We start from the raw sequence: 23,037 nt of genomic DNA on the forward strand, positions 1-23,037 counted from the left end.
CCATAAGGACCTGGCCAATACAGCTGCCGTTTTTGAAACGACAGCGGCACACTGTGGCCGAAAACATTACCAAATCATTAATACCGCACCCCGAAAGAGAATTCGTCCCGCTTTCAACGAAGTGGTTAACGACATTGCCTTGGGATCAGCCGGTCCATCGGGGCCGGGGGCTTGCCCCTCGCGGGGGTTTCGCCGTAAGGCAGGACATGACCGCCCTTGCAAGGAACGCACCGATGATCAGGTCCATGACAGGTTTCGCCTCTGCCTCAGGCACTTTGGAAGGCTGGAGCTGGTCTTGGGAACTGCGCGCGGTCAATGGCAAAGGGCTCGACCTGCGGCTGCGTGTGCCCGATTGGGTCGACGGGCTGGAGGTCGCCCTGCGCAAGCAGGTGACGGCTCAGGTGGCGCGGGGCAATATCACCTGCAACCTGCGCATATCCTCGGCTGAGAGCGACGGCAGCTTGCAGGTCAACGCGGCGCATGTCGACACGCTGCTGACCGCCCTGCATGAGATTGAGGCCCGCGCGATGGATGCCGGTGTGTCGCTCGCGCCCTCGCGGGCAAGCGACATTCTCACCATGCGCGGCGTGCTGGAACAGGCCGAGCAGGCACAGGACATCGACGCGCTGCGCGACGCTTTGCTGTCGGAAATGCCCGCCTTGCTGCGCGACTTCAACGCCATGCGTGAGCAGGAAGGCGCGGCGCTGGCCACGGTCATGCAAGCGCAATTGACCGAGGTCGAAAACCTTGCCGCCGAAGCCGCCGCTTTGGCCGAGGCGCGCCGCGAAGACAGCGCCGCCAACCTGCACCGCAACCTCGCAAGGGTGCTCGACAACAGCGAAGGCGCGGATGCCGACCGGGTGGCGCAGGAACTGGCCTTGATCGCGGTCAAAGCCGATGTCACCGAAGAGATTGACCGCCTCGCCGCCCATGTCGCCGCCGCCCGCGCGCTGATCGGGCAGGGCGGGCCGGTGGGGCGCAAGCTGGATTTCCTGATGCAGGAGTTCAACCGCGAAGCCAACACGCTCTGCTCCAAGGCGCAGAGCACGGAATTAACGACTGTCGGTCTGGCCCTGAAGGCGGTGATCGACCAAATGCGCGAACAAGTGCAAAATGTGGAGTAAGACGTGACCAACCCAAGCCGACGCGGCCTTCTGATCATTCTCAGTTCCCCCTCTGGGGCGGGCAAATCGACCATGGCCCGCGCCCTGCGCGCATGGGATCCGACGATCAACTTCTCGGTTTCCGCCACCACCCGCGCCCCCCGTCCGGGCGAGGAGGACGGCACCGATTACCGCTTCGTCGGCGAGGAGCACTTCCGTCAGGCCGTGGCCGAGGGCGAGATGCTGGAACATGCCCATGTCTTCGGCAATTTCTATGGCTCGCCCAAGGCGCCCGTGCAGGCGGCGATCGATCAGGGGCAAGATATCCTCTTTGACATCGACTGGCAGGGCGCACAGCAGATCCGCAACTCGGATCTAAACACCCACACGCTGTCGATCTTCCTGCTGCCGCCCTCGATCACCGAATTGAAACGCCGTTTGGAAAGCCGTGGGCAGGACGATGCCGAGACCATTGCCAAACGCATGGGCAAAAGCTGGGACGAGATCAGCCACTGGGATGGCTATGACTTCGTGCTGGTGAATGACGACCTTGATCAGACCGAGGCACGGCTGAAATCCATCATCACCGCCGCGCGGCTGCGGCTGAGCCAACAGCCCGCGATCAAGGACCATGTCCGCCGTCTGCAATCTGAATTTGAGGAGTTGAAATGACCCTTTACGCCCTTGCTGATGCCCGCCCCGATGTCTCTCCCGATGCTTGGGTCGCGCCGGATGCCAATGTGATCGGCAAAGTCACACTCGGGCCTGACGCCTCTGTCTGGTTCGGCAGCACCCTGCGCGGCGACAATGAGATGATCACCGTGGGCCGCGGCAGCAACGTGCAAGAGAACTGCGTCTTTCACACCGATATGGGCTATCCGCTGACCGTGGGCGAGGATTGCACCATCGGCCACAAAGTCATGCTGCACGGCTGCACCATCGGCGACAACAGCTTGATCGGCATGGGGGCCACGGTGCTGAATGGGGCCAAGATTGGCAAGAACTGCCTGATCGGGGCAGGGGCGTTGATTACCGAAAACAAGGTGATCCCCGATGGGTCGCTCGTTATGGGTGTGCCGGGCAAAGTGGTGCGCGAACTCGATGCACAGGCGATCCAACAGTTGACCGCCAGCGCCAAACACTATGCCGAAAACGCCGCGCGCTTCCGTCGCGATCTTGAACCGCTCTGACATGGGCAACACCGCCGTGACCCTTGCCGATGTGGTGGCGGCGCTGCCGCTGCCAAGCGTGGCCATCAACGCCGAAGAGCGGATCACCGTTCTGAACGCCCCCGCCGAAGATTTGCTGGGCAAGGGGCTACTGGGCCGCCACTTTGTCACCGCGCTGCGCCAGCCGGGGCTGGTCGAAGCGGTGGAGCGGTGTCTTTCGGGGGCGGGCCCCTGCCAAGCGCGTTTCACCAGCATTGGCGGCGAACACGGCACCACCTATGACGTCAGCCTGCGCCCGGTGGGGGCGCATGGGATTGTCCTGCTCAGCTTCAACGATGTGACGGAGATGGCGCAGGCCGGGCAAATGCGCCGCGATTTCGTGGCCAATGTCAGCCACGAGTTGCGCACCCCGCTGACCGCGCTCATCGGATTTATCGAAACGCTGCAAGGCCCGGCGCGTGATGACACGGCGGCGCGCGAGCGTTTTCTGGGGATCATGGCGCAGGAAGCCGAGCGGATGAACCGACTGGTGGGCGAGCTTTTGTCGCTCAGCCGGGTCGAGGCCGAAGAGCGCGTGCGCCCGGAAGTGCCGATTGACCTGCGCGATGTGCTGCGCGGCACCCTGCGCAACCTCGCCCCGCTGGCGGTGGATAGCAACGTGACATTGGCGCCGACATTGGGCGATGCCCCGGCGCTTGTGCTGGGGGATGCGGACCAATTGGTGCAGGTCTTTACCAATCTTATCGAGAACGCGATTAAATACGGCGGGCGCGACAACAGGGTCGAGATCTCGGTTAAAAGCACGGCCCATGACCCGGCGATGCGCGGCCCGGCGATCTATGTCAGCGTGCGCGACCACGGCCCCGGCATTGATGCAATTCACCTGCCGCGCCTGACCGAACGGTTTTACCGCGTCGACAGTCACCGCAGCCGCGCGCTTGGGGGGACAGGGTTGGGTCTGGCCATCGTCAAACACATCATGAATCGCCACCGCGGGCGGCTTAAGGTGACCAGCACCCCCGGCCAAGGGGCCGAATTCCGCGTGATTTTGCCGATGAAAACGGAATCTGACTAAATTTTGCAGAAATTTGGTGATTCAGGCCGACTGTCATGAAACTGTAACGTTGCTGTCACAAAAGCACAGCACCGCCTTCATAGACGGGGCGCAGATCACCATGGGGTGGTCACCAATTCGCATCTGACAGGAGATATCATGTCACTCGCAAAACTCACCACTTCCGCCCTGGCGATTGCCGCCGTATCCGCAACTGCCGCTGCCGCGCGTGACCAAGTACAGGTTGCCGGTTCCTCGACCGTGCTGCCCTATGCCTCCATCGTCGCCGAAGCCTTCGGCGAAAACTTTGACTTCCCGACACCGGTCGTGGAATCGGGCGGCTCTTCGGCTGGCCTCAAGCGTTTCTGCGAAGGCGTGGGCGAGAACACCATCGACGTGGCCAACGCCTCGCGCCAGATCAAAGAAGCCGAAGTGGCGGCCTGTGCCGAAAACGGCGTGACCGACATCATCGAAGTGCGCGTTGGCTATGATGGCATCGTCTTTGCCTCCGACATCAACGGCGAAACTTTTGAGTTCACGCCGGTCGATTGGTACAAAGCCCTGAGCGCCAAGGTTGTCGTAGACGGCGAAGTGACTGAAAACCCCTACACAACTTGGGATCAGGTCAACCCCGATTTCCCCGCCCAGCCGATCCAAGCCTTCGTTCCCGGCACCAAGCACGGCACGCGCGAAGTGTTCGAAGACAAGGTGATCCTCGCGGGTTGCGAAGAAACCGGCGATTTTGAGGCCTTCCTCGAAGCGGCGGACGGCGACAAGAAAGCCGCCGAGAAAGAGTGCATCAGCCTGCGCACCGATGGTAAATCCGTCGACATCGACGGCGACTACACCGAAACGCTGGCACGCATCGAAAGCAACCAAGACGGCATCGGCGTCTTTGGTCTGGCCTTCTATGAGAACAACACCGACAAGCTGCAGGTTGCCACCATGGGCGGCGTTGAGCCAACCACCGAGAGCATCGCCTCGGGTGACTACCCCGTGTCGCGCCCGCTGTTCTTCTACGTCAAGAAAGCCCACATCGGCGTGATCCCCGGTCTGAAAGAATACGCTGAGTTCTTCGTCGCGGACGAAGTTGCTGGCCCCGACGGCCCGCTGGCCGAATACGGTCTGGTGTCCGACCCCGAGCTGGCCGACACCCAGTCCGTGGTTGCCGACGAGACCGTCATGGGCAGCGGTTCCTAAACCAAACCTAAACGACGCCGGGGGCGGGCAACTGCCCCCGGTTTTTCGCTTTTTGATCCACCGGGGGACATGTGGGACAAATACTGACAACAGGCGCGGTGCTGCCGCTGGTCATCCTGATCGCGGCTTTGGCACTGGGCGGCTACTTTCTTGCGCGGCGGCGGGCTTTGGCCTCTGCCCAAGGCGACAGCCGCAATCTGCATTCGCTGCCAAGCTATTACGGCTATAACGCGGTGATGAGCGTGGCGGTGCCCGCGCTTTTGGTTCTGGGCCTCTGGCTGCTGGTGCAGCCGATGCTGGTGCAATCTTCGGTGGTCGACATGATCCCTGCCGAGGCTGTGCCCGAAGGGTCTTCCGTTAACCTGATCATGAGCGATGTACGCCGGTTGGCCGATGGGCTGGATGCGGCGGTTTCTGCCGGCGCTCTCAGCGCGGGCGACGCAACGGACCTATCTGCCGCGGACGATCTGCGCGCATGGCTGGCCGAACGCGGCGTCGCCATCGGGGCCGAGATCAGCCCCGAAGTCCTCGCCGCCGCGCAGGCCTACCGCGAGATGACGGCCACGGGCAATTTCTGGCGTAACATTGTCGTCGCTCTCATCGCCTTGATCGCGCTTTTTCTGGTGCTGCGCGAAACCGATGCCGAATTCCGCGCCCGTAACCGGGTCGAGGGTGGCATCAAAGCGCTGCTGATCCTTGCGGCCTCCCTCGCGATCCTCACCACCGTGGGCATTGTGCTGTCGATGCTGTTCGAGACGATCAACTTCTTTAATCTGCATCCGTGGACCGATTTCTTCTTCGGCTCGTCGTGGGCGCCGAATTTCCGCGGGGACAGTGACCTGTCGATCCTGCCGCTGCTTTGGGGGACGCTCTATATCTCTTTCATTGCGCTGCTGGTGGCTGTGCCCATCGGGCTCTTCGCCGCGATTTACCTAAGTGAATATGCCGGTCCCAAATTGCGCGCCACAGCCAAGCCGCTGCTGGAGATCCTCGCTGGTATCCCCACCATCGTTTACGGTCTCTTCGCGCTGCTGACAGTTGGGCCGTTCCTTGTGCAGGTCTTTGGCCGGGGGGATGCGGGGCTGCTGGGCGTTGACTGGATGTCTGGCGCGACCTCGGTCCTGACCGCTGGTTTGGTCATGGGCATCATGCTGATCCCTTTCGTCTCCTCCCTGTCGGACGACATCATCAACGCGGTGCCCCAGTCGCTACGCGACGGCTCCTTCGGCTTGGGTGCCACGCAGTCCGAGACAATCCGTCAGGTCGTGATCCCCGCCGCTTTGCCGGGCATCGTCGGGGCCGTTTTGCTGGCCGCCAGCCGTGCCATCGGTGAGACGATGATCGTCGTGCTGGGGGCAGGGGCCATCGCCCGCATCTCGGCCAATCCGCTGGAAGCCATGACCACCATCACCACCCGCATCGTTAGCCAGTTGACCGGGGACAGCGATTTCGCCAGCCCAGAAACGCTGGTGGCCTTTGCCCTTGGCCTGACCCTCTTCGTCCTGACCTTGGGCCTGAACGTGCTGGCCCTCTACATCGTGCGTAAATACCGGGAGCAGTACGAATGAGCGATATCCCCAACCCCGCAGCCCCTTTTGCAGACCCGCGCGGTGCGTCCCTGCTGGTGCAAGACGGGCGGACCAAACGCCGCAACGCCGCCGAGGGCCGTTTCAAGCTCTATGGGATCATTGCCATCGTCATCGGCCTACTGATGCTGCTGACGCTGCTTTTCACCATCATCTCCCGCGGTACCGGCGCGTTCCAGCAGACCTATGTGACGCTTTCCGTGCCACTTCTGGAGGACAAGCTCGACAAGAACGGCAACCGTGATCTGGAAGACATTAAAAAGGTCTCGACCTTCGGCTATTCGCCTTTGCTGAAAGCGGCCTTTGAAAACAAGGTCGAAGCGGCGGGGATCGAGACTGATCTCAAGTCGAAAGACATGGCTGACATCCTGTCGAAAGACGCCGCTGCACAGCTTCGCGATCATGTTCTGGCGAACCCAGAGTTGATCGGGACCGCAGCCGAGTTCGAGTTCCTGACCAACAGCCGCGTCGATGGCTACCTCAAGGGCCGTGTGACTCGCGAAAGCATCGCCAATGACAAGAACATCAGCGCCGAACAGCTTGATTTTGTAGATGTTTTGATTGCTGACGGCAGCCTCGAAAAGCGCTTTAACCTCGACTTCATCACGGGCGCCGACGCCTCTGACGCGCGGCCCGAAGCGGCGGGCATGGGGGTGTCGATGATCGGTTCCTTTGCCATGATGCTGGTGGTGCTGGTGCTGGCGCTGCCCATCGGTGTTGCGGCCTCGATTTACCTCGAAGAATTCGCCCCCAAGAACTGGATCACCGACATCATTGAGGTGAACATCAGCAACCTCGCTGCGGTGCCGTCGATCGTCTTTGGCATCCTCGGCCTTGCGGTATTTATCAACTATATGCACCTGCCGAACTCCGCCCCCTTGGTCGGTGGTCTGGTGCTGACACTGATGACCCTGCCGACGATCATCATCTCGACCCGCGCTTCGCTGAAATCCGTGCCGCCGTCGATCCGTGATGCGGCGCTTGGGGTAGGGGCCTCGAAGATGCAATCGGTCTTTCACCATGTGCTGCCCTTGGCCGCGCCAGGTATTCTGACCGGCACCATCATCGGGCTGGCGCAAGCCCTTGGCGAAACGGCACCTTTGCTGCTGATCGGCATGGTCGGCTTCATCGCCTCCAACCCACCGGAAAGCATCGCCGAAGGGCTGATGTCCCCGAACTCCGCCATGCCGGCCCAGATTTACGAATGGGCCAAACGCGCCGACCCGGCCTTCTATGAACGCGCTTGGGGCGGTATCATCATCTTGCTGGTGTTCCTGATCTCGATGAATGCCATTGCCGTGCTGCTGCGCCGCCGCTTTGAGCGACGCTGGTAAACAAAGGACGGGACCCATGAAAGACAACAGATATTCGGAGAGTGACGTGACAACCCAACCCGTCAAGATCGCGGCCCGCAATGTGCAGGTCTACTACGGTGACAGCCACGCCATTCGCGACGTGGACATCGACATCAACGACAAAACCGTGACCGCCTTTATCGGGCCCTCGGGCTGCGGCAAGTCGACTTTTCTGCGCTGTATCAACAGGATGAACGACACAATTGATGCGGCCCGCGTGACCGGTGACATCCGTATCGACGGCGAAGACATCTATGACAAGCGCGTCGATCCGGTGCAGCTGCGCGCCAAGGTGGGCATGGTGTTCCAAAAGCCGAACCCGTTCCCCAAGTCGATCTATGACAATGTCGCCTATGGCCCGCGCATCCACGGGCTGGCGCGCAACAAGGCAGATCTGGACGATATCGTCGAGCAAGCGCTGCGCCGTGGGGCAATCTGGAACGAGGTGAAAGACCGTCTGCACGCGCCGGGCACCGGCCTGTCGGGTGGACAACAGCAACGCCTCTGCATTGCCCGCGCCGTGGCCACGGAGCCAGAAGTACTTTTGATGGACGAACCATGCTCCGCGCTCGACCCAATTGCCACCGCGCAAGTCGAGGAATTGATTGACGAATTGCGTCAGAACTACTCCGTCGTGATCGTCACACACTCCATGCAACAGGCCGCGCGAGTGAGCCAGAAAACCGCCTTCTTCCACCTCGGCAACCTTGTGGAATTTGGCGACACCGACGACATCTTCACGCGCCCCCAAGACCCGCGCACCGAAAGCTACATCACCGGCCGTATTGGATAATATCATGTCAGATCAACACATTGCATCAGCATTCGACCGCGATCTGGAAGCGGTTCAGGCCCAGATCCTCAAAATGGGCGGCTTGGTCGAAGACGCCATCCGCCGCGGTGCCCAGTCACTTGAAACCCGCGACGAAGAGCTCGCCAATGAGGTGCGGGCAGGGGACAAGGCCATCGACGGGCTGGAAGAGCAGATCAACGAAAGCGCCGCCCGCGTCATCGCTTTGCGCGCGCCCACGGCGATTGACCTGCGGCTGACATTGAGTGTCATCAAGATTAGCGCCAACCTCGAACGTATTGGCGACTATGCGAAAAACATGGCCAAGCGCAGCAGCGTGCTGAACCAGATGGAGCCAGTCAGCGACAGCACCGGTGCGATCCGCCGCATGGCCGGCGCAGTTGAGGCGATGCTGAAAGACGCGCTTGATGCCTATATCCAGCGCGACGCCGATCTTGCGCGTGACGTGATCACCCGCGACGAAGATGTCGACCAGATGTATAATGCGCTGTTCCGCGAATTCCTGACCTTCATGATGGAAGACCCGCGCAGCATCACCGCCTGCATGCACCTGCATTTCATCGCCAAAAACGTCGAGCGTATGGGTGACCATGTGACCGCCATCGCCGAACAGGTCGTCTATCTGGTGACCGGTGAGACGCCTGAGGACGACCGGCCCAAGGCCGACCGCACCTCGATCACCACGAAGGACTGAAACCATGGACGTGACCCGGCCACAGGTTTTGCTGGTAGAAGACGAACCCGCGCAACGTGAGGTTTTGGCCTATAACCTCGAAGCCGAAGGCTTTGAGGTGCGGCGCGCCGAGGATGGTGAAGAAGCCATGTTGCTGGTGTCAGAGGCCGCACCTGATCTGGTGATCCTCGATTGGATGATGCCCTTGATGAGCGGCATCGAAGTCTGCCGCCAGTTGAAGTCGCGAGAGAGCACCCGGCATATCCCGGTCATCATGCTCTCGGCGCGATCCGAGGAAGTGGACACCGTGCGGGGCCTTGAGACCGGCGCGGATGACTATGTGATCAAGCCGTATAATCTGCGCGAACTCATGGCGCGGGTTCGTACGCAGTTGCGGCGCACGCGACCAGCAGCCGCAGGCGCGCTGCTCAGCTTCGATGACATCCAGCTTGATCCAGAACGCCACCGCGTAAGCCGTGCGGGCAATGAACTGAAACTGGGGCCGACAGAGTACCGGCTGCTGACGACGCTGCTTGAGAAACCCGGCCGTGTCTTCAGCCGCGACCAGTTGCTCGACCACGTTTGGGGCCGCGATATCTATGTCGACACGCGCACTGTGGACGTTCACATTGCACGACTGCGCAAGGCGTTAACCCGTGAAGGCGGTGGTGATCCAATCCGTACCGTACGGGGCGCGGGCTACGCCTTGGGCTAAGGCATTCGGTTCACCCTTAGGACGCGATTTATTTACATAATACTGATTATGAGTTTTACATATTACGGTATTGGCCCTGTTGTTGCGATCTTCTCGCCACAGTAGCACCTCAATGCCACCTGACGCTGGACAGCGCCAGTTTCGCTCCGCTAACACTATCTAGATGTTTTAAAGCGAGTGATTATGGCCTCTGTACTTATTTTGAACGGCCCGAACCTGAACCTGTTGGGCACGCGACAGCCTGAGGTCTATGGCAAGACGACCTTGGCGGATGTTGAGGCTCTCTGCGCGGCGGAAACTGCGCGCCTGGAATTGGAGATGCAATTTGCGCAGTCCAATCACGAAGGCGCGTTGATCGATTTGATCCATGAAGCCCGTGGCCAACATGCTGGTATCATTCTGAATGCTGGCGCCTATACGCATACGTCGATCGCGCTGATGGATGCCATTGCCTCGGTCGAACTCCCTGTGGTCGAAGTGCATTTGAGTAATATCCATGCCCGTGAGAGCTTTCGCCATAGGTCCTACATCGCCCCTGTGGCCATCGGACAAATCTGCGGTTTCGGTGTACACGGCTATGTTTTGGCCATCCAAGCCCTTCAACGTTGCATTGTAAGCTAATGAATTTGCGCGATTATCTTCATCAAATCGCGCATAGCCCGACAATCGAAGAACTCTGGGATGCCCATACACGACAGATGGCTGACTATGGGTTTGACCGGCTGATCTACGGGTTTACGCGCTACCGAACGCCGACATCGCTGGGGGATCCGGCGGATTTTGTTATTCTGAGCAATCAAAGCCCGGAGTATCTTAACGGCTATCTTCATAGCGGGCTGTACTTCAACGCGCCTATGCTCAGATGGGCGCTGAACAACGAAGGCGCTTGTAGCTGGGGCGCCCTGCCCGAGATCACGCATGGCGATGACCTGTCGGAGTCCGAGAAACGGGTGGTTGATTTCAACGCGCGGATGGAGGTGACCGCGGGCTACACGATCAGTTTCCGGTCCATCTCGGCACGGTCCAAAGGCGCGATCGCCTTGACGGCACGGCGTGGCCTGACCCAAGACGAGGTCGATGCAATCTGGGACGAGCATGGCGCCGACATTCAGTTGATGAATGAAATCGCACACCTAAAAATCCTGTCCCTGCCCTATAGCAGCCCCAACCGTAGCCTCACGCGGCGCCAGTTGGAGGTGCTGCAATGGGTCGGAGATGGCAAAACAACGCAGGACATCGCCCTGTTGATGGGTCTGACAGCCCCCACCGTCGAAAAACACCTTCGCCTCGCCCGAGAGGCGCTGTCGGTTGAGACGACAGCTCAGGCGGTGCTGAAGGCCGCTTTTGCGAACCAGATGTTTGTGATGGATCCGTAATATATTAGGGTATGGAATACCTTACTGGCACCTCAGGTAGTAGATGGCCATGGTCCGCCAGTATCGCGGGTGTTCGCACCAACGGTACGACGGGCTCTAAATCCTTGTAATACCAAGGCGCTTTTTGGTCCGCCGGTTTCAGTCAGGTTTATTTTTCACCTGGCTGACCGGATCCCTACCCATCCCCAGATACTCTTCGTTCACGGCCCCCGCGCTGCGCATTGGCAGCGCCGCCATGCGTATCCCTCCAACGAAAAAGGGCGGCGCATTGGAATGCGCCGCCCCATATTCAGCATGACGAAAAGGCTTAGCCTTTCGCGGCTTTTGCCACTTCTGCTGCGAAGTCTTCTTTGATGACCTCGATGCCTTCGCCAACTTCCAGACGCACGAAACCGGTGATGGTCGCGCCCGCTTCTTCGGCAGCTTTGCCGACGGTCAAGTCAGGGTTCACAACGAAGGACTGGTTCACCAGCGTCACTTCAGACATGTACTTCTGCATCCGGCCGGTGATCATTTTCTCGATCACGGCTTCGGGCTTGCCGCTCTCACGGGCGATGTCCATCTGAACTTGCTTTTCTTTCTCGACCACGGCTGGGTCCAGATCAGCTTCGGACAGCGATGCAGGGTTCACAGCGGCGATGTGCATCGCGATCTGCTTGCCCAGTTCTTCGTTGCCACCGTTCATGGCGACCAGAACACCGATCTTGCCCATGCCGGGCGCGGCTGCGTTGTGCACGTAAGAGACAACGGTCTCGCCTTCGATGCTCTGCATGCGGCGCAGGGACATGTTCTCGCCGATTTTGGCGATGGCGTCGGTCAGCGTGGTTTCAACGGATTTGCCATTGATCTCAGCCGCTTTCAGCGCTTCGACATCGTCCACTTTCAGCGCTGCATCGGCGATGTTGCTGACCATGGACTGGAACTCGGCGTTCTTGCCAACGAAGTCGGTTTCGGAGTTCACCTCAACCGCGACACCGCGGCTGCCTTCAACCTTGACAGCCACAAGACCTTCGGCTGCGGTACGGCCGGATTTCTTCGCCGCTTTGGCAAGACCTTTGGTGCGCAGCCAGTCAACGGCGGCTTCCATGTCGCCGTTGCTTTCTGTCAGTGCCTTTTTGGCGTCCATCATGCCTGCGCCGGTGCTGTCGCGCAGTTCCTTGACCATGGATGCTGTGATTGCCATCTCTTGGTTCTCCTTTGGAAATCGGGTGCAGGCCCAAGGCCCGCTACTGGTGGAAATCGGGGCAGGTTACCCTGCCCCGTGTTTCAGGTCCGTGACGCTTAGCCTTCGGCTTTTGCGACGGTCTCTTTCTTGGATTCGATGTCCAGCGGCGCGTCTTTGCCCATGGCATCGTCATGCACGGTCTCTTCGGATGCGTTGCCGATTTCGACGCCGGTGCTTTCTTCGCTTACGGCTTCCTCTTCGGGGGCTTCTTCCATGGCGCCCAGATCAACGCCTGCCGCACCCAGCTGAGCGGACATGCCGTCGAGAGCAGCGCGCGATGCCAGATCGCAGTAAAGCGAGATGGCGCGGGCCGCGTCGTCGTTGCCGGGGATGATGTAGTCAACGCCGTCGGGCGAGCAGTTGGTGTCAACCACGGCCACAACTGGGATGCCCAGTTTGTTGGCTTCGGCGATGGCCAGTGCTTCTTTTTTCACGTCGATGACGAAAAGCAGGTCAGGACGGCCGCCCATTTCGCGGATGCCGCCCAGCGATGCTTCCAGTTTGTACTGGTCACGCTCCATACCAAGACGCTCTTTCTTGGTCAGGCCTTCAAAGCCGCGCTCGGACTGTTCATCGATGTTTTTCAGACGGTTGATCGACTGCGAAACGGTCTGCCAGTTGGTCAGCGTGCCGCCGAGCCAACGGTGGTTCATGTAATACTGTGCGCATTTCTCTGCGGCTTCGGCGATCGGCTGAGCAGCCTGACGCTTGGTGCCAACGAAGAGAACGCTGCCGCCTTTGGCGACGGTGTCACGGATCACTTTCAGCGCATCGTCCAGCATAGGAACTGTTTGCGTGAGGTCCATGATGTGGATGCCGTTGCGTGCGCCGTAGATGTACGGGCCCATGCGGGGGTTCCAGCGCTGTGTCTGGTGACCAAAGTGTACGCCTGCTTCAAGCAGTTGGCGCATGGAGAACTCAGGAAGAGCCATGTCTTTATACCTTTCCGGTTTAGCCTCATCGGGGGTATGACAGCTTCATGCTGCCAACCGGCGGACGTTTTGGGATTTCTCCCCAAAAGGCCCAACCCCGACTGCGGGTTCAAGTGGTGCGCATATATGCCAGCGCGCGCCGCAGCGCAAGGGGCTTATTGCAGGCCCGACCGGGGATCGGCATGCCCTGCCCGCACGATCGCCTCGCAATGTTGCGCCAGCGCCTTGCGCCCCGCGAAATCGGCTACCGGAAGCGGCGGGTGATAGACCACCTCGACCGCACCCTGTTTTCGCGCGGCCAGTGTCGTCAGCAGATGCGCCCCAAATGACATATCCCCCCACCATCCATAAAACCGCGGGTCTTCGCCCTGAGGCGCATGGTAGATCACACTCACCGGCTGAACCGCGATCTCGTCACGCAAGGCCGGGTCGAAAAAAGCCTCAAAAAGCGTTGTTTTGAAGGGAAGCACTTGCAGCCCGTCGGTGCTGGTGCCCTCGGGGAAGAACAGCAGCTTATGCCCCGCCAACAGCCGCGTCCGAAAAACCTCTGTCTGGCTGCGCGCCTCGGCCCGGTCGCGGCGGATAAAGACCGTCCCCGTCGCCCGCGCCAACCAGCCGATGCCGGGCCAGCCCGCGACTTCGGATTTGGAGACGAAATAGATCCGTTTGGCCGCGTTCAGCGCGAAAATATCCAGCCACGACGTATGGTTGGCCACCACCGCGCCGCGCCGCTCCATCGGGGTGCCCCGCCTGACAAAGCGCATGCCAAGCACCCAGAAAGCGGCTCGGCATACCATTTGCGTGATATGGGGCGTAATGGGCCGGTGCAGGCCGAAAATTGGCCGCTCGATCAGCCGCAACAGCAGCAAGACCACCAGCCCGCCAAAGACCAAAAGCGCCAAGAGCACACCGCGCAGCGCCACGCGCAACATCCCCCCAAGGGTCAGGTGCCGCTTGGGCGGTGGCTGGTCACTGTCCCAAGTCGTGGTCATCCTGCGCCTCCGCCATAGAACCGCGCCTGACGCGCGCTCATTTGTTTCGTGTCTAGGATCAGGCAGACATCCGTGGTGTTAAAGGCACGGTCGATATAGGCCCCCTCGCCCACGGTGCCGCCCAGCCGGAGATAGGCTTTGATCAGGCTCGGCACGGCCAGCATGGCTTTGCGCCGGTCAAGCTCGGCCTCAGGGATCAGGTCCATCGGTGTGATTTCACGGGCGCGCACGCGCAGGTCTGCGGGCGCCAAGTGCCGATGATGCAACAGCGAAAGCGGTTCGGCCAAGGCGGCCGTATCGGTGCCGTGAAAACTTGCCACGCCGAACAGAACCTCGATCTCATGCTCGGCCACATAGCGCCCGAGCGCGGCCCAAAGGTGGTGCATCGCCGTGCCACCGCGATAGGCAGGATCAAGGCAAGACCGCCCCAATTCCAATAGTTTACGTCCCGAATTCTTCAGCGGTGTCAGATCGTATTCCGTCTCTGAATAGAACCCGCCTGCCCGCGCGGCCATATCCCCGCGCATCACCCGGTAAACGCCCGCAAGCTTGCCATTGCGCAGATCAGTCAAAAGCAGATGATCAAAGTAGGGGTCGAACCGGTCTTGCTCCAGCCCGGCGGTGTGATCGACCATCGGCCCGCCGCCGCCCAGCTCTTGCACAAAGACATCATAGCGGAGCCGCTGCGCGGCCTGCACATCAGCGTCCGTCTGCGCCAGTCTGACTTGAAAATCTGCTGCAACGCCCCGCGGCATCGGCCAATCCTATGCCCGAAATGAAAGTCTTCGCCTGATAGGCAATCGGCTGGCAAGGCGCAACAGTTGCAAGGAAAGCGAAAACCGGTTACTCTCCCTCTGGTTGCTTCAAAGAAAATTTCTTCCACCATTAAGGATTTGGAAAGGGTCATCCCTCATCAAAGACCGGCATTAATTCCAAACGAAAGCTATCTATGACCACCTTACCCTGGTCACGAAAGTTGACCGTCACCTTGCCGCCGATGTTGCTTTGCACTTGGCCCGTGCCCCATTCGGGATGCTGCGGGTGCATGACCAGCATGCCCGGCGTCAGCAGCGCGTTCAGATCATCCATGCCGTTTCCAATCATCCTAAGGGGCCACCATGGACCAATTTAACATCGACCTGCCCGCGCTGATCGGCAGCCGCATCTGCCACGACTTAATATCGCCAATCGGCGCCATCAACAACGGGCTTGAACTGCTTGAAATGGCTGGCACCGGGGCCGCACCGGGGCCAGAGCTTGCCCTGATCGGCCAAAGTGTCGAAAGCGCCTCGGCCCGTATCCGGTTTTTCCGCATCGCTTTCGGGGCCGCTGGCGATCAGACCATGGGCCAGAATGAAGTGACATCGATCCTGCGCGATCTCTATACCGCCTCACGGGTTGAGATTGACTGGCAGATCACAAGCCCCCAATCGCGCAACTGCGTGCGATTGGCGTTCCTGTCGCTGCTTTGTATGGAGACGGCTTTGCACCATGGCGGGCGGATCACCATTACCGTAGAGGCTGGCCAATGGCGTCTGCATGCCGAAGCCGACAAGATCGCGATAGACCCCGCACTTTGGGCGCTATTGTCTCAGCCGAATCCAGACCAGTCGCTACAACCTGCACAGGTCCAATTCGCGCTCTTGCCCATTTTGGCCCAAGCGCAGGGGAAAGAAATCACAGTAGACAGCGCTGACACGGTCCTCACCCTGTCTTTCTAAGGGTCAGCCGCGCACCGTTCCCGCGCCCCGAACGAGGTACTTAAAGCTCGTCAACTGCGCCGCACCGACGGGGCCGCGGGCGTGCAGTTTGCCCGTCGCGATGCCGATCTCCGCACCCATGCCAAACTCTCCCCCATCCGCGAATTGAGTGGAGGCGTTGTGCATCAGAATCGCCGAGTCCAACCCGCTGAAGAATTCCGTCGCTGTCTCAGTGTTCTCGGTCAGGATGCAGTCCGTATGGCCCGACCCGTACTGGCGAATATGGGCCATGGCGGCCTGGACATCGGGCACGACGCGCGCCGCCACGATCATGTCGAGGTACTCTTGCCCCCAATCCGTCTCGCTCGCCGGAACCGTGCCGGGGATATCCTGCAGTGCCGCATCAGCGCGCACTTCGACACCGGCATCGATCAAGGCCCGGATCACACCTTTGCCTATGGTCTTGGCGATACCCTCGTGGATCAGCAAACACTCCGCCGCGCCACAGATGCCCGTGCGCCGTGTCTTGGCGTTCAGCACCACTTTAAGCGCTTTCTCAGGGTCGGCCTCGGCGTCGATATAGATATGCACGATCCCTTCAAGATGGGCAAAGACCGGCACGCGCGCCTCACGCTGTACCAACCCAACAAGCCCCTTGCCGCCCCGCGGCACGATCACGTCGATGGTATCGGTCATGGTTAGCATTTCACGCACCGCCGCCCGGTCGCGTGTGGGCACCAGTTGCACCGCATCCTCGGGCATGCCCGCATCCCGCAACCCCTGTTGCAGGCAGGCGTGGATGGCGCGGGAAGAATGAAAGCTTTCAGACCCGCCGCGCAGGATCACCGCGTTACCGGCCTTGAGGCAAAGCGCCCCCGCGTCTGCCGTTACATTCGGACGCGATTCATAGATCACGCCGATCACGCCAAGCGGGGTCCGAACACGCTGGATGTTTAGCCCCGAAGGCTGGTCCCATTCGGCGATGATCTCTCCCACTGGGTCGGCCTGTTCCGCGACCGAGCGCAGCCCGTCGACCATGCTGCGAATGCGGTCTTCGTCCAGCATCAGCCGGTCCATCATCGCATCCGACAGTCCCTTATCGCGACCAAAGTCGAGATCCTGCGCATTGGCGGCGATGATCTCGGCCCGGTTCTTCCAAACGGCGTCGGCGGCGCTGATCAATGCGGCATGTTTACGCTCTGCCGTGGCGCTTGCCAGACGCGCTGCTGCGGCGCGGGCGCGGGCCCCAATATCGGCCATCAATTCAGAGATATTTTCGATGTCACTCATAGCCTTATGCCCCTGTCTTAATCTTGCGCGCGCCTAGAGCGCCATGTCGTCCCGATGAATCAAGGCCGCCCGCCCGGGATAGCCCAGCAGGGCCTCGATCTCTGCGCTTTTGTGGCCCTTGATCTGCCCGATCTCTTCGGCGGAATAGCGGCTGAGACCATGGCCCACGGCATGCCCCGCCGGGTCGTACATGGCGATGCTGTCACCGCGCTCAAAACGGCCTTCGACAGCCGTCACCCCCGCGGGTAACAGCGATGTGCCCCGCGCCAGGGCCGCGACCGCGCCGGCGTCCACAGTGACCGCCCCGCGCGGTTTCATCGCGGCGATCCAACGTTTGCGCGCGGCCTGCGGATCGCTCTGCGCGCTGAACCACGTGGCATTCGCCCCACCTTCAAGCGCAGTGAGCGGGCGCGAGACGAAACCATCGGTGATCGCCATCGCGCAGCCTGCCGCGGTCGCCGTGCGCGCGGCCATCAGTTTGGTCTTCATGCCACCTTTGGACAAACCCGACCCGGCATCGCCCGCCATCGCCTCAATCTCGGGCGTGATGCTGTCGATCACCTCATAGCGTTGCGCGGTGGGATCCTGCGAAGGATTGGCGCTGTAGAACCCATCCACATCGGAAAGCAAGATCAACTGGTCCGCCCCCACTGTCACCGCGATCTGCGCCGCGAGACGGTCGTTATCGCCAAAGCGGATTTCATCGGTCGCGACCGTGTCATTCTCATTCACGATTGGCACGACGCCGAGCGAAAGCAACTGCTCAAGCGTGGCGCGGCTGTTGAGGTATCGGCGACGGTTGGCGCTGTCTTCCAGCGTGACCAAGACCTGCGCGGTCGTGATGCCATGGGGGGCGAGCACCTCTTCGTAAGCTCGCGCGAGGCGGATTTGCCCGACAGCCGCCGCCGCCTGTGCCTGCTCCAGCGCCAAGACAGTCGGCGGGAGGCCCAAGACACCCCGTCCAAGTGCAATTGAGCCCGAGGAAACCAGTACAACGTCGCAGCCCAACCCTTTGAGCCACAACACATCTTGCGCCAATCCGGTCAGCCAGTCCCGGCGCAAATTACCGCTGTCGCGGTCCACCAAAAGGGCGGAGCCGATCTTGATAACGACACGGCGGGCGGTGCTTAGGGTTGCCAAGGCGTGTCTTCCTCGGTGGTGCGGAAGCGCAGGCGGTCGTCATCGATGTTTTGGCGTAGGGTCCGCAACACTTCGGTCACGCCTTCACCGGCGACACTGGACATCATCATCACCTCGCCGCCGCAAGCTTTTTCCAAGTCACTCAAACGACTTGCCCGCTCTTCTTCATCCAGCGCATCAACTTTATTCAACACCGTGACGCGCGGCTTTTCCGCCAGATCGCCACCATAGGCTTCCAGCTCGCCGATGATGGTATGGTAATCTTCCGCCACAGTCTCGGACGTGCCGTCGATCAGGTGTAGCAACACCGCGCAACGCTCGACATGGCCGAGGAACAGATCGCCCAGCCCGCGCCCTTCGGAAGCGCCTTCGATAAGGCCGGGAATATCGGCTACGACGAATTCTGTGTTATCGACACCAACCACCCCAAGGTTCGGGTGCAGCGTGGTGAAAGGGTAATCCGCAATCTTTGGCCGCGCGTTCGATGTCGTGGCGAGGAAGGTCGACTTACCCGCGTTCGGCAGACCCAAAAGCCCCACATCGGCGATCAGCTTGAGCCGCAGCCAGAGCGTACGGTCGACGCCCTCTTGGCCCGGGTTTGAGCGGCGCGGCGCTTGGTTGGTGGCGGATTTGAAGTGCAGGTTGCCCCAGCCGCCATTGCCACCACGCGCTAGCTGGACGCGCTGGCCCAGCTCTGTCAGGTCCGCGATGACCGTTTCTTGATCCTCGTCGAGGATCTCCGTGCCGACGGGCACACGCAGGATGATGTCATCGCCATCCTTGCCGGTGCGCTGTTTGCCCATGCCGGGCTGCCCGTTCTTGGCAAAGAAGTGCTGCTGATAGCGAAAATCGATCAGCGTGTTCAGCCCATCCACTGCCTCGGCCCAAACCGAGCCGCCGGTGCCGCCATCGCCGCCATCCGGACCGCCATATTCGATGTATTTCTCGCGTCGGAACGACACACAGCCGCCGCCCCCGGCACCGGATCGGATATAGACTTTGCACAGGTCGAGAAACTTCATGGTCTTGCCTTTCAGGCGCGGGAAACGGAGCTACAGCTTGCAGCTATAGGTCCATGTGGGTACGGCAGCATCGCGGGCCAAGCAATAGGTTTCCGCGTCGCCGAGATAGACAAACCCTGCGTTGGTGAGCACCTTGGCCGAGGCCGGGTTGTCATGGAAAACAGAGGCAAAAAGCGCGTCATTGCCCAAGGGGTTGGCATCCACCAAAGCCTGCACCGCGTCGGAGGCCAGATGGGTGTTCCAGAACGCCGGGGCGACCCAATAGCCGATTTCGGATTGGTTGCGGTCGAGCCGGGTGAGAGAGATCACCCCCATGACCTCGGAACTCTCCGCGCGGGTGCCATCCATGACCCAGACGTCTTCTTCCCGGTCATCCGACATTGCGCGGGTCACATAGGCTTCGACACTGCCCGGCGGCAGCGGATGCGGGATAGAGGATGTCGCATTGGCGACCCGAGGGTCGCTGGCATACATCTCAATCATGCCCATATCCGACCGGCGCACCGGGCGTAGGTCAAAACGCTCTGTCTCAATAACTGGTTGGTTCACAATCGCTTCCAACTGCATCGTCATGTTCCTCCTCCGAACAGACTGGATTGGGGGCTTTGGTCCAAGCTGGCCGCCCCTGCCCCGATGAGGCACAAACAGCGCTTCGGGGCGTTGATACATCCGACATATTCCTCCCTGCCGAATGTAACGACTTTATCAAAATTCGGCCCTGTCCCGCCAAGAACGGTAAAACGATCTGACAGGCCGTCGAGCCTTGAACTGAAAAACAAACGCATGGGACATGTCCCGGAAAAAGAAAAGGGACCGGCGGTATCGCCGATCCCTGATTTTTTCAAACCCTTTGGGGTACGGCTTATTCAGCGGCCTCCGCGCGTGGCAAAACCGAAATAAACGTGCGGTTTTTCAGACCTTTGTGGAAGGTCACAGCGCCGTCGACGGTTGCAAAGATCGTGTGATCTTTGCCCATGCCAACGCCGTTAGCTGGCCAAAACTTGGTGCCGCGCTGACGCACGATGATGTTGCCAGGGATAACGGCTTCGCCGCCATATTTCTTAACGCCAAGGCGACGACCAGCTGAGTCGCGCCCGTTACGGGATGAACCGCCTGCTTTTTTATGTGCCATCTCGGTCTCTCCTTAGCCTTTGGTCTTTTCTTTGGCCTGATCGACCCAGCCTTCACGCTGGATACGGCCTTTGAAAGACAGTTTCTCGTCAACTTCAGCGATATCCGCTTCGGTCCATGCTGCGATCTGGGCAAAGGAAGTGATCCCCGCTTCGTGCAGCTTCTTCTCAAGTGCCGGGCCAACGCCGCTCAGCTCTTTCAGGTCGTCGGTGCCTGCGTCGGCTTTCTTGGCCTTCGGCGCGGCTTTTTCGGCTTTCGCCTTAGGTGCGGCGGCCTTCTTGCTCTTGGCTGGCTTTGCAGCATCATCGGACTTGCCGGTGATCGCAGCAACAGCGGCAGCGCTTACTGAGCCGGTGCCGATGGCAGCAGCAACGCCCGACTTATCCGCGCCCGAAGACAGGATATCGGTGATCTTGATCAAGGTCAGTTTCTGACGGTGACCCTTGGTGCGCTTGGAAGAGTGCTTCCGGCGGCGCTTGACGAAGTTGATAACCTTTTCGCCTTTGATCTGGTCAACGACTTCGGCCTGAACGCCTGCATCTTTAACCATAGGCGCGCCGAGCACGGGGCTGTCGCCGCCGAGCATCAGAACTTCGTTGAACTGGACTGTTTCGCCAGCATTGGCCGCAATACGTTCAACCCGCAGCATATCGCCGGATTGCACTTTGTATTGCTTGCCGCCTGTCTTGATGACCGCAAACATGCGTCTTCCTTTTCTGTCATCCGCGTTCTGTGGCCCCCGCTTGGGAGTTTGTGGATGGCTTTCCGGCCGATCCGCCTCGAACAGCGCGCCCATGGGGCGTCATTAAAAAACAATCCCTAAGACGGATTACCCGCCGGGATGCGGGCTTATCTTCGGAATGGCGGGACAAGTCAAGTAGGTTTTCGCGCTCAATTCTCTGCCCCTGTCAGAGGCTTTCGGCCACCATATTCAGGGCCAGAGCACGTCCAAGCCCGTAAGAGATATCCTCATAAGCCCTGCCAAACCCGTCAAAAAGCGCCCGGTTGAGGGCACGCCCGGCGCCTGTCTCGGCAAATTGAGCATATTGTGCAATCTCGGCGTCGCGCAGGGGGTGATAGGCCAGCAGCAGATAGGCGTGCATCCAGACAGAGGTGTCTTCGGTAACCGCCTCCAGCTCGGCGCCGACCTCGGCCAAGAGGTCTTCGTCACTGTCTTCCAAGGCGCCACCGTCGCGCATTCCGCGCAGGAACTGGAAATTGCTGTTGAGCGCCGTGCTGACATTGCGGTCAACCATATCGGCGGCGTCGATCAAGCGGCGGATCAGAGCGACCCGTGGATCATGATCCCCGGCCAATACGCCATAGTGCGCCCGCGCGATCTGCTCCACTTCCGGCTCGGCAATGGCGGCACGGCCCGCGTTCTCCAGCCCGACGATCCGACCGCCCAATTCCGTTGAATAGAAGTCAATCGCCTGCTCGACTTCGCCAGAGGTCATCGTCTCTTCCAATGCCCGGCGCACCATTTCGACCATGCGCCCGGCGTCATGGATGCTTTCGACCTGCATCTGCCAGCCCGGACCGCCCTGCCCGCCCAGCATGTCTTGGTTCAGCATCTCGGCATGGGCCTGCCCCTCGTCACTGAGGATCACCGCCGCTTGCCGAAGCTCCAACAAATCGACAAGCACGGTCATGCGCGCGTCGGCCCAAGCGGGCAAAGCCAGAAGCCACAGGAGTGGCGCAAATACCCAAGCCCGCATCAGAGGTCCTGACTGGGCTGCATCGCCGCGAGCCGGGTGGCCACGGCCTCGAACCGATTGGCCATAATCTCATATTGGACCGCGTTCATCAGCGTATAAACCTGCTGCATCTCGGGATGCTCCAGCGCCTCGGCATAGGCGAGCAGATCGTCATCCGAGAAGGATTGATAGGTGTAGGCCGCGTTGGCCAATGCATTCGCGGCAATCTGAGCGCCCAGTTCATCGGCCTGCGCGCGCATCGCTTCGCGCAGGTCAGGCTCTTCCATCTGCAATTCGATCACCCCGGCGCCCGCGGCGGCCAAAAGGAAGCGGATCTGCACCTCTTGAATGGCCCGGACCGAGATCTCTTCGACATCGCTGGCGACATTCAAACGCCGCAGTGTTTCCAATCGCGGCGAGCCAATGCGCTCAAGCCCCGCAACAATCGCAGCACCGCTTTCCGCCTTCAGCCCGTCATCCTCGGCCATATGCGCCTTGTTCTCTACGGCCACCAAACGCTGGCCCAGATCGCTCGCATAGAAATCGGCGGCATGATCCAGCAGATCGTCGCTCAGCGTTTCCGAAAGGATATCCATCGCCATGCCGTGCATCAACTCGGTGTCAAAGACATCCCGCACCAGCCGCGACCATTCCGAGCCGAAATCCTCGCTTTGCAGCCCCAACATCTCGGGCGCGGAATCGGCTGAGAGGCGAATGCTCTCCAACGCCACGTCAAAGCCGGTCACTTCCAAGAACCGCTCCAACGCGCCGCGCTCCGCCGCCCGTAGCGGCACGGCAAGGGCGACAAGCAGCATCATCGCCATGACGAAGGGGGCTGCGATCAATCTATTTTGGCGAAACATGGG

The 23,037-nt window shown here is 60.4% G+C and carries 26 protein-coding genes; 13 read left to right on the top strand and 13 right to left on the bottom strand.

Annotated elements, in window-relative coordinates; all coding sequences use genetic code 11:
• The first annotated feature begins 233 nt into the window (after nucleotides 1–233).
• The 12 genes from K3762_RS09570 (at nucleotide 234) to K3762_RS09625 (ending at nucleotide 11,042) form a co-directional block, all read left to right on the top strand.
• Nucleotides 234–1,124, top strand: a complete 891-nt coding sequence (locus K3762_RS09570; RefSeq protein ID WP_132443394.1) for a YicC/YloC family endoribonuclease — start codon at nucleotides 234–236, stop codon at nucleotides 1,122–1,124.
• A 3-nt stretch (nucleotides 1,125–1,127) separates the two neighbouring features.
• The gene (gene gmk, locus K3762_RS09575; RefSeq protein WP_120351079.1) at nucleotides 1,128–1,775 is read left to right on the top strand and encodes a guanylate kinase; all 648 of its coding nucleotides are present in this window, start codon (nucleotides 1,128–1,130) and stop codon (nucleotides 1,773–1,775) included.
• The gene (locus K3762_RS09580) at nucleotides 1,772–2,293 is read left to right on the top strand and encodes a gamma carbonic anhydrase family protein (RefSeq protein ID WP_120351080.1); all 522 of its coding nucleotides are present in this window, start codon (nucleotides 1,772–1,774) and stop codon (nucleotides 2,291–2,293) included. The genes gmk and K3762_RS09580 overlap by 4 nt, the downstream gene beginning before the upstream one ends.
• 1 nt (nucleotide 2,294) lies before the next feature.
• Nucleotides 2,295–3,347: a cell wall metabolism sensor histidine kinase WalK gene (locus K3762_RS09585; RefSeq protein ID WP_132443719.1), complete on the top strand. Its 1,053-nt coding sequence runs from the start codon at nucleotides 2,295–2,297 to the stop codon at nucleotides 3,345–3,347.
• A gap of 138 nt (nucleotides 3,348–3,485) precedes the next feature.
• Complete coding sequence (locus tag K3762_RS09590) at nucleotides 3,486–4,526, top strand: substrate-binding domain-containing protein (protein WP_120351081.1); 1,041 nt, start codon at nucleotides 3,486–3,488, stop codon at nucleotides 4,524–4,526.
• A 71-nt stretch (nucleotides 4,527–4,597) separates the two neighbouring features.
• Nucleotides 4,598–6,094 (top strand): phosphate ABC transporter permease subunit PstC, encoded by a 1,497-nt coding sequence (pstC, locus tag K3762_RS09595; RefSeq protein ID WP_409202453.1) that lies wholly within the window; start codon nucleotides 4,598–4,600, stop codon nucleotides 6,092–6,094.
• Entirely contained in the window at nucleotides 6,091–7,446 is a 1,356-nt protein-coding gene (pstA, locus tag K3762_RS09600) for a phosphate ABC transporter permease PstA (protein ID WP_067628609.1), read from the top strand. Before pstC ends, pstA begins: the two co-directional genes overlap by 4 nt.
• A 16-nt stretch (nucleotides 7,447–7,462) precedes the next feature.
• Complete coding sequence (pstB, locus tag K3762_RS09605; RefSeq protein ID WP_120351083.1) at nucleotides 7,463–8,260, top strand: phosphate ABC transporter ATP-binding protein PstB; 798 nt, start codon at nucleotides 7,463–7,465, stop codon at nucleotides 8,258–8,260.
• A gap of 4 nt (nucleotides 8,261–8,264) precedes the next feature.
• Nucleotides 8,265–8,972: a phosphate signaling complex protein PhoU gene (phoU, locus tag K3762_RS09610; protein ID WP_067628605.1), complete on the top strand. Its 708-nt coding sequence runs from the start codon at nucleotides 8,265–8,267 to the stop codon at nucleotides 8,970–8,972.
• A 4-nt stretch (nucleotides 8,973–8,976) separates the two neighbouring features.
• A complete protein-coding gene (phoB, locus tag K3762_RS09615; protein ID WP_067936042.1) occupies nucleotides 8,977–9,666 on the top strand; it encodes a phosphate regulon transcriptional regulator PhoB in 690 nt (229 codons plus the stop codon).
• A gap of 183 nt (nucleotides 9,667–9,849) precedes the next feature.
• Entirely contained in the window at nucleotides 9,850–10,287 is a 438-nt protein-coding gene (gene aroQ, locus K3762_RS09620; RefSeq protein WP_120351085.1) for a type II 3-dehydroquinate dehydratase, read from the top strand.
• Nucleotides 10,287–11,042, top strand: a complete 756-nt coding sequence (locus K3762_RS09625; protein WP_120351086.1) for a LuxR family transcriptional regulator — start codon at nucleotides 10,287–10,289, stop codon at nucleotides 11,040–11,042. The genes aroQ and K3762_RS09625 overlap by 1 nt, the downstream gene beginning before the upstream one ends.
• A gap of 307 nt (nucleotides 11,043–11,349) precedes the next feature.
• On the opposite strand, the gene tsf is transcribed toward K3762_RS09625, so the two are convergent.
• From tsf to K3762_RS09650, 5 genes are all read right to left on the bottom strand, one after another.
• On the bottom strand, nucleotides 11,350–12,225 hold the full coding sequence (gene tsf / locus K3762_RS09630) for a translation elongation factor Ts (RefSeq protein ID WP_120351087.1): 876 nt from the start codon (nucleotides 12,223–12,225) through the stop codon (nucleotides 11,350–11,352).
• A 98-nt stretch (nucleotides 12,226–12,323) separates the two neighbouring features.
• Nucleotides 12,324–13,199 (bottom strand): 30S ribosomal protein S2, encoded by an 876-nt coding sequence (gene rpsB, locus K3762_RS09635; protein ID WP_067629648.1) that lies wholly within the window; start codon nucleotides 13,197–13,199, stop codon nucleotides 12,324–12,326.
• A gap of 155 nt (nucleotides 13,200–13,354) precedes the next feature.
• A complete protein-coding gene (locus K3762_RS09640) occupies nucleotides 13,355–14,191 on the bottom strand; it encodes a 1-acyl-sn-glycerol-3-phosphate acyltransferase (RefSeq protein ID WP_132443391.1) in 837 nt (278 codons plus the stop codon).
• Nucleotides 14,188–14,946: a GNAT family N-acetyltransferase gene (locus K3762_RS09645; protein WP_132443390.1), complete on the bottom strand. Its 759-nt coding sequence runs from the start codon at nucleotides 14,944–14,946 to the stop codon at nucleotides 14,188–14,190. The genes K3762_RS09640 and K3762_RS09645 overlap by 4 nt, the downstream gene beginning before the upstream one ends.
• Nucleotides 14,947–15,094: 148 nt before the next feature.
• Complete coding sequence (locus tag K3762_RS09650) at nucleotides 15,095–15,280, bottom strand: DUF3553 domain-containing protein (RefSeq protein WP_067262087.1); 186 nt, start codon at nucleotides 15,278–15,280, stop codon at nucleotides 15,095–15,097.
• 29 nt (nucleotides 15,281–15,309) lie between these two features.
• Between K3762_RS09650 and K3762_RS09655 the strand changes: the two genes are divergently transcribed.
• Entirely contained in the window at nucleotides 15,310–15,912 is a 603-nt protein-coding gene (locus tag K3762_RS09655; RefSeq protein WP_132443389.1) for a histidine phosphotransferase family protein, read from the top strand.
• 3 nt (nucleotides 15,913–15,915) lie between these two features.
• Here the strand turns inward: K3762_RS09655 and K3762_RS09660 are convergent, their stop codons facing one another.
• The 8 genes from K3762_RS09660 to K3762_RS09695 all read right to left on the bottom strand — a co-directional run bounded on the left by K3762_RS09660 (nucleotide 15,916) and on the right by K3762_RS09695 (nucleotide 23,034).
• Nucleotides 15,916–17,181, bottom strand: coding sequence for a glutamate-5-semialdehyde dehydrogenase (locus tag K3762_RS09660; RefSeq protein ID WP_132443388.1), 1,266 nt, complete (start codon nucleotides 17,179–17,181; stop codon nucleotides 15,916–15,918).
• Between the two features lie 33 nt (nucleotides 17,182–17,214).
• Nucleotides 17,215–18,321: a glutamate 5-kinase gene (gene proB / locus K3762_RS09665; protein WP_260009149.1), complete on the bottom strand. Its 1,107-nt coding sequence runs from the start codon at nucleotides 18,319–18,321 to the stop codon at nucleotides 17,215–17,217.
• The gene (obgE, locus tag K3762_RS09670; RefSeq protein ID WP_067936061.1) at nucleotides 18,309–19,343 is read right to left on the bottom strand and encodes a GTPase ObgE; all 1,035 of its coding nucleotides are present in this window, start codon (nucleotides 19,341–19,343) and stop codon (nucleotides 18,309–18,311) included. Before obgE ends, proB begins: the two co-directional genes overlap by 13 nt.
• Nucleotides 19,344–19,373: 30 nt before the next feature.
• Complete coding sequence (locus tag K3762_RS09675; protein ID WP_132443717.1) at nucleotides 19,374–19,910, bottom strand: GNAT family N-acetyltransferase; 537 nt, start codon at nucleotides 19,908–19,910, stop codon at nucleotides 19,374–19,376.
• A gap of 295 nt (nucleotides 19,911–20,205) precedes the next feature.
• On the bottom strand, nucleotides 20,206–20,475 hold the full coding sequence (gene rpmA / locus K3762_RS09680; RefSeq protein WP_007119633.1) for a 50S ribosomal protein L27: 270 nt from the start codon (nucleotides 20,473–20,475) through the stop codon (nucleotides 20,206–20,208).
• Nucleotides 20,476–20,487: 12 nt separating this feature from the next.
• Complete coding sequence (locus K3762_RS09685) at nucleotides 20,488–21,177, bottom strand: 50S ribosomal protein L21 (RefSeq protein ID WP_067624931.1); 690 nt, start codon at nucleotides 21,175–21,177, stop codon at nucleotides 20,488–20,490.
• A gap of 205 nt (nucleotides 21,178–21,382) precedes the next feature.
• Complete coding sequence (locus tag K3762_RS09690) at nucleotides 21,383–22,192, bottom strand: DUF2059 domain-containing protein (protein ID WP_120351096.1); 810 nt, start codon at nucleotides 22,190–22,192, stop codon at nucleotides 21,383–21,385.
• Entirely contained in the window at nucleotides 22,192–23,034 is an 843-nt protein-coding gene (locus tag K3762_RS09695; RefSeq protein WP_409202454.1) for a DUF2059 domain-containing protein, read from the bottom strand. Before K3762_RS09695 ends, K3762_RS09690 begins: the two co-directional genes overlap by 1 nt.
• Between the last annotated feature and the right edge of the window lie 3 nt (nucleotides 23,035–23,037).

The organism is Sulfitobacter sp. W074 (assembly GCF_025142275.1).
GTDB lineage: Bacteria > Pseudomonadota > Alphaproteobacteria > Rhodobacterales > Rhodobacteraceae > Sulfitobacter > Sulfitobacter profundi.

Bases quoted from the DNA above. Each gene is read 5' to 3' on its own strand.
- K3762_RS09585 (WP_132443719.1), top strand. From the start codon at position 2,295: ATGGGCAACACCGCCGTGACCCTTGCCGATGTGGTGGCGGCGCTGCCG.
- phoU (WP_067628605.1), top strand. From the start codon at position 8,265: ATGTCAGATCAACACATTGCATCAGCATTCGACCGCGATCTGGAAGCG.
- rpsB (WP_067629648.1), bottom strand. From the start codon at position 13,199: ATGGCTCTTCCTGAGTTCTCCATGCGCCAACTGCTTGAAGCAGGCGTA.
- tsf (WP_120351087.1), bottom strand. From the start codon at position 12,225: ATGGCAATCACAGCATCCATGGTCAAGGAACTGCGCGACAGCACCGGC.
- obgE (WP_067936061.1), bottom strand. From the start codon at position 19,343: ATGAAGTTTCTCGACCTGTGCAAAGTCTATATCCGATCCGGTGCCGGG.
- K3762_RS09650 (WP_067262087.1), bottom strand. From the start codon at position 15,280: ATGGATGATCTGAACGCGCTGCTGACGCCGGGCATGCTGGTCATGCAC.
- K3762_RS09570 (WP_132443394.1), top strand. From the start codon at position 234: ATGATCAGGTCCATGACAGGTTTCGCCTCTGCCTCAGGCACTTTGGAA.
- K3762_RS09655 (WP_132443389.1), top strand. From the start codon at position 15,310: ATGGACCAATTTAACATCGACCTGCCCGCGCTGATCGGCAGCCGCATC.
- K3762_RS09690 (WP_120351096.1), bottom strand. From the start codon at position 22,192: ATGCGGGCTTGGGTATTTGCGCCACTCCTGTGGCTTCTGGCTTTGCCC.
- K3762_RS09660 (WP_132443388.1), bottom strand. From the start codon at position 17,181: ATGAGTGACATCGAAAATATCTCTGAATTGATGGCCGATATTGGGGCC.
- K3762_RS09675 (WP_132443717.1), bottom strand. From the start codon at position 19,910: ATGCAGTTGGAAGCGATTGTGAACCAACCAGTTATTGAGACAGAGCGT.
- K3762_RS09580 (WP_120351080.1), top strand. From the start codon at position 1,772: ATGACCCTTTACGCCCTTGCTGATGCCCGCCCCGATGTCTCTCCCGAT.
- rpmA (WP_007119633.1), bottom strand. From the start codon at position 20,475: ATGGCACATAAAAAAGCAGGCGGTTCATCCCGTAACGGGCGCGACTCA.
- K3762_RS09590 (WP_120351081.1), top strand. From the start codon at position 3,486: ATGTCACTCGCAAAACTCACCACTTCCGCCCTGGCGATTGCCGCCGTA.
- pstB (WP_120351083.1), top strand. From the start codon at position 7,463: ATGAAAGACAACAGATATTCGGAGAGTGACGTGACAACCCAACCCGTC.
- K3762_RS09685 (WP_067624931.1), bottom strand. From the start codon at position 21,177: ATGTTTGCGGTCATCAAGACAGGCGGCAAGCAATACAAAGTGCAATCC.
- K3762_RS09695 (WP_409202454.1), bottom strand. From the start codon at position 23,034: ATGTTTCGCCAAAATAGATTGATCGCAGCCCCCTTCGTCATGGCGATG.
- phoB (WP_067936042.1), top strand. From the start codon at position 8,977: ATGGACGTGACCCGGCCACAGGTTTTGCTGGTAGAAGACGAACCCGCG.
- K3762_RS09645 (WP_132443390.1), bottom strand. From the start codon at position 14,946: ATGCCGCGGGGCGTTGCAGCAGATTTTCAAGTCAGACTGGCGCAGACG.
- pstA (WP_067628609.1), top strand. From the start codon at position 6,091: ATGAGCGATATCCCCAACCCCGCAGCCCCTTTTGCAGACCCGCGCGGT.
- K3762_RS09625 (WP_120351086.1), top strand. From the start codon at position 10,287: ATGAATTTGCGCGATTATCTTCATCAAATCGCGCATAGCCCGACAATC.
- aroQ (WP_120351085.1), top strand. From the start codon at position 9,850: ATGGCCTCTGTACTTATTTTGAACGGCCCGAACCTGAACCTGTTGGGC.
- K3762_RS09640 (WP_132443391.1), bottom strand. From the start codon at position 14,191: ATGACCACGACTTGGGACAGTGACCAGCCACCGCCCAAGCGGCACCTG.